5 protein-coding genes are annotated in these 4,689 nt (G+C 67.1%); all 5 read right to left on the bottom strand.

The window, feature by feature from the left end; translation table 11 throughout:
- The coding region (locus EQG76_RS11345; RefSeq protein ID WP_159713423.1) for an ATP-binding cassette domain-containing protein at positions 1-577 on the bottom strand (577 nt) is incomplete at its 3' end.
- 8 nt (positions 578-585) lie between these two features.
- Positions 586-1,554 carry an ABC transporter ATP-binding protein gene (locus EQG76_RS11340; RefSeq protein WP_159713421.1) on the bottom strand — a complete coding sequence of 323 codons (969 nt, stop codon included), beginning with the start codon at positions 1,552-1,554 and terminating at the stop codon, positions 586-588.
- On the bottom strand, positions 1,551-2,438 hold the full coding sequence (locus EQG76_RS11335) for an ABC transporter permease subunit (protein ID WP_159713419.1): 888 nt from the start codon (positions 2,436-2,438) through the stop codon (positions 1,551-1,553). Before EQG76_RS11335 ends, EQG76_RS11340 begins: the two co-directional genes overlap by 4 nt.
- Positions 2,428-3,438 (bottom strand): ABC transporter permease subunit, encoded by a 1,011-nt coding sequence (locus EQG76_RS11330; RefSeq protein WP_159713417.1) that lies wholly within the window; start codon positions 3,436-3,438, stop codon positions 2,428-2,430. The genes EQG76_RS11335 and EQG76_RS11330 overlap by 11 nt, the downstream gene beginning before the upstream one ends.
- Before the next feature lie 56 nt (positions 3,439-3,494).
- A partial coding sequence (locus EQG76_RS11325) for an ABC transporter substrate-binding protein (protein WP_159713415.1) occupies positions 3,495-4,689 on the bottom strand: 1,195 nt, incomplete at its 5' end.

The raw sequence follows: 4,689 nt of genomic DNA, 5'->3' as shown, positions 1-4,689 counted from the left end.
TCAGCAGGTTGAGCACCTGGGCCTGGATCGACAGGTCCAGCGCCGAGACCGGCTCGTCCAGCACCAGCACTTCCGGGTTGGGCATCAATGCCCGGGCGACCGCGATCCGCTGGCGCTGCCCGCCGGAGAACATGTGCGGGTAGCGCTCGGCCTGCTCGCGGCGCAGCCCGACCTTCTCCAGCATCATGAGGACGCGGCTGCGCCGCTCGGCAGCGCTGGTGCCGCCGGCGATCTCCAAGGGCTCGGCCAGCGCGTCGGCGATCTTGCGGCGCGGGTTCAAGGACCCGTAGGGGTTCTGGAACACGAGCTGGACCTTGCGCCGCAGCTCCGGGGTCACCTCCTCCGTCGGCTGCCCGTCCAGGCGAAGCCGGCCGGCCGAGGGCGGCTCGATCAGGGTGACGATCCGGCCGAGCGTGGACTTGCCGCAGCCGGATTCGCCGACCACTGCCAAGGTCTTGCCGGCATCCAGGGTGAAGCTCACCCCGTCCAGTGCCCGCACGGTGGTAGGCTTGGCGAACAGGCCGCGCCGAACCGTGTAGTGGCGGGACAGGTTGTCGGCTTCGACGATCGGGTTCACCGGTGGGCTCATCGGGCCCCGCCCAGCGGATAGTGGCAGACCGCCTCTCCCAGCTCCGGCCCGGCCGGCACCGGCCGGACCTCCACGCAGCGCTGGTCGGCCCGCGGGCAGCGCGGGTGGAACAGGCAGCCCGATGGCTTGTCGAACTGGCCGGGCACCACGCCCGGGATCGAGGCGAGCCTGGTGCCCTCGACGGCGCGCTCCGGCAGGGCCGTCAGCAGGGCCGCGGTATAGGGATGGTGCGGATGGTCGAACAGGCCGTACACGTCCTGCTTCTCGACCTGCCAGCCGGCATACTGAACCACCACGCGCTGCGCGGTCTCGGCGACCACGCCCATCGCATGGGTGATCAGGATCAGCGCCATGCCCCGCCGCTCCTGGAGATCGACCAGGAGGTCCAGGATCTGCGCCTGGATGGTGACGTCGAGTGCCGTGGTTGGCTCGTCGGCGATGAGCAGGCGCGGGTCGCAGGCGATCGCCATGGCGATCATCACTCGCTGGCTCATGCCGCCGGAGAGCTGGTGCGGATAAGCGGACAGGCGCTGGGCGGGCGAGGGGATGCCGACCTGGGTCAGGAGCTCCACCGCCCGGTCGCGTGCTTGGCGCTTGTTCAGGCCGAGATGGAGCCGGAGCGCCTCCTCGATCTGAAAGCCTACGGTGAAGCAGGGGTTGAGCGAGCTCATCGGCTCCTGGAAGATCATCGCCATGTCGGCGCCGGTGAGTGCCCGCCGCTCGGCCGGGCTGATCGTCAGGAGGTCCTTGCCGTCGAAGGCGAGCACATCGGCGGTAACTTGTGCGGTCGGGGGCAACAGGCCCATGACCGCCAGCATCGAGACCGACTTGCCGGAGCCGCTCTCGCCCACGATCGCGACGATCTCGCCCTTCTCGACCGAAAGGTCGACGCCCTCCACGGCAGTGAACCAGCCCGATGCCGTGGCGAAGCGGACCGTGAGGTTGCGGATCTCGAGCAGGCTCATGAGCGCTTCAGCTTGGGATCGAGGACGTCGCGCAGGCCGTCGCCCATCAGGTTGACGGCGAGCACCGAGATCAGGATGGCGAGGCCCGGGAAGGTCACGACCCACCAGGCGCGCAGGATGAACTCGCGCGCATCGGCCAGCATGGTGCCCCATTCCGGCGTGGGCGGCTGGGCGCCCATGCCGAGGAAGCCCAGGGCCGCCATGTCCAGGACGGCGGTGGAAAAGCCCAGGGTTGCCTGGACGATCAGGGGCGGGGCGCAGTTCGGCAGGACCGTGCGGAACATCAGCCGCCAGACGGAGGCGCCGGCCACCCGGGACGCGGTGACATAGTCCTTCTGCAGCTCGCTCATGGCCGAGCCGCGGGTGAGGCGGGCATAGTGCGGCATGTAGACCAGGGCCACGGCGAACATCGCGTTGAACAGGCCAGGGCCCAGGATCGCGACCACCACCAGCGCCAGCAGCAGGGACGGGATCGCCAACAGCACGTCCAGGACGCGCATGATCAGCGTGTCGACGAAGCCGCGGGCGAACGCGGCGGCCAGGCCTAGCAAGATTCCGCCGGACATCGAGATGACGATCACGACCAGGCCGATGAACAGCGACCAGCGGCCGCCATGCATGATGCGGGACAGCAGGTCGCGGCCGACCGCGTCGGTGCCCAGCAGATGCGCGGTGCTGCCGCCTTCCTGCCAGAAGGGCGGGACCAGCACGGCGGCGCGGTCCTGGGCGTCCGGCGAATAGGGCGCCAGCCAGGGGGAGAGTGCCGCGATGAGCACGAAGGTCACGAACACGATCAGCCCGGCCAGCGCGCCCTTGTTCTGCCGGAAATAATGCCAGCCCTCGGCGAAGGGGTGGGGCGGGCGGGTGGCGATCTCAGCGGCCATGGCGGATCCTGGGATCGATCAGCCCGTAGGTCAGGTCGACCAGGAGGTTCACGATCATGACCACGCTGGCGATCAGCAGGAGTCCCCCCTGCACGGAAGGGTAGTCGCGGCGGAAGATCGAATCGATCAGCCACTTGCCGACGCCCGGCCAGGAGAAGATCGTCTCGGTCAGGATGGCGCCGGCCAGCAGCACGCCGGTCTGCAGGCCGATCGTGGTGACCACCGGGATCAGCGCGTTGCGGAACGCATGGAGGCCGACCACGCGGCGGGTCGGCAGGCCCTTGGCCCGTGCGGTGCGCACATAGTCTTCGCTCAAGACTTCCAGCATGGCCGAGCGGGTCTGCCGGGCGATCACGGCGAGCGGGATGGTGCCCAGCACGATGGTCGGCAACACCAGATGAGAGAAGGCGGACATGAAGGCGCCGTCCTGGTCGGAGAGCAGCGAATCGATCAGCATGAAGCCGGTCACCGGCTCGAAGAAGTACAGGAGGTCGATCCGGCCGGAGACGGGGGTCCAGCCCAGGATGCCGGAGAACAGGATGATCAGAAGCAGGCCCCACCAGAAGATCGGCATGGAATAGCCGGTGAGGGTCACGGCCATTACGCCATGATCGAAAATGGTGCCGCGCCGGCTGGCGGCAAGCACGCCCGCGGGCAGGCCGAACACGATCGCGAACAGGATGGCGCAGATCGACAGCTCCAGCGTCGCCGGGAACAGGGTCAGGAACTCGCTGAGGACAGGCGCCTTGGTGACGATCGAGTTGCCGAGATCGCCCTGGAGCACGTTGCCGAGGAAGGCCAGGTACTGCTCCCACCAGGGCCGGTCGAAGCCGAAGCGCGCCATCAGCTCGGCATGGCGCTCCGGGCTGGTGCCGCGCTCGCCGGCCATCATCTCGACCGGATCGCCGGGCAGAAGGCGGATGAACAGGAACGCGACCAGCGTCACCCCAACAAAGGTGGGGATCAGCACCGCGATGCGAGACAGAATGAAGCGGAGCAAGCTTGTCTCGATAGGAAGCGGGGCGGGGAGGTCCCGCCCCGGCCGGGTTGCTCAGGTCATTCCTCGATGTCGACCTCGTAGAACTGGTGCCCGCCGAACGGGTCGATCTTGAAGCCCTTCACGCTGTTCAGCATCGGCTTGAACACCACCGAATGCGCGATGGTCGCCCAGGGATTCTGCTCCTTGAAGATGACCTGCGCCTCTTCGTAGAGCCGCGTGCGCTCCTCCTGGTCGGTGATCCGCTTGGCCTGCACCACGATGTCGTCATAGGGCTTGTAGCACCAGCGCGCCCGGTTGGCGCTGCCGACCGCATCGCAGCCGAGCAGGGTGTGCAGGAAGTTGTCCGGATCGCCATTGTCGCCGGTCCAGCCCATCAGCAGGGTCTGGTGCTCGCCGGCTGCAGTGCGCTTGAGATACTCGCCCCACTCATAGCTGACGATGTTGGCCTTGACGCCGATCTTGGCCCAGTCGGACTGGATCATCTCGGCCATGCGCCGGGCGTTCGGGTTGTAGGGGCGCTGCACCGGCATCGCCCAGATGTCGGTCTCGAATCCGTCGGCGAAGCCGGCCTCGGCCAGGAGCTTCTTGGCACCCTCGGTGTCGTAGGGCACGTCCACGACCGCGTCGTTGTACGACCAGATGGTCGGCGGGATCGGGTTCTTCGCCGCAGTGCCGGCACCCTGATAGACCGCGTCGATGATCGCGGCCTTGTCGATCGCCATAGTCAGCGCGGTGCGGACCTTGGCGTCATCGAACGGCTTCTTCTCGGTATTGTAGCCGAGATAGCCGATGTTCAGGCCTTCCTGCTGCATCAGGTTGATGTCCGGATCCGACCGCATCGCCTCCAGGTCGGCCGGGTTCGGATAGGTCATCAGGTGGCATTCGCCGGCCTGGAGCTTCTGGAAGCGCACTGAGGCATCCGGCGTGATCGCGAAGATCAGGTTGTCGATCTTGGCCTTGCCCTTCCAGAAGTCCGGATTGGCCTGGTAGCGGATCACCGCGTCCTTCTGGTAGGCCACCAGCAGGAAGGGTCCGGTGCCGACCGGGTTGTTGTCGAGTTTCTCCGGCGTGCCGGCCTGCATCATCTGGTCGGCATACTCCGCCGACAGGATCGACGCGAAATCCATGCCGAGGTTGGCTAGGAACGGCGCTTCCGGCTCCTTCAGCGTGAACTTCACCGTATGGTCGTCGATCTTCTCGATCTTGGTGATCAGCTCGGGCAGGCCCATCGAGTCGAAATACTCGTAGCTG

Source organism: Geminicoccus flavidas, from assembly GCF_009806515.1.
Taxonomy (GTDB): domain Bacteria; phylum Pseudomonadota; class Alphaproteobacteria; order Geminicoccales; family Geminicoccaceae; genus Geminicoccus; species Geminicoccus flavidus.
This window is presented reverse-complemented; position numbering and strand designations above follow the sequence as displayed.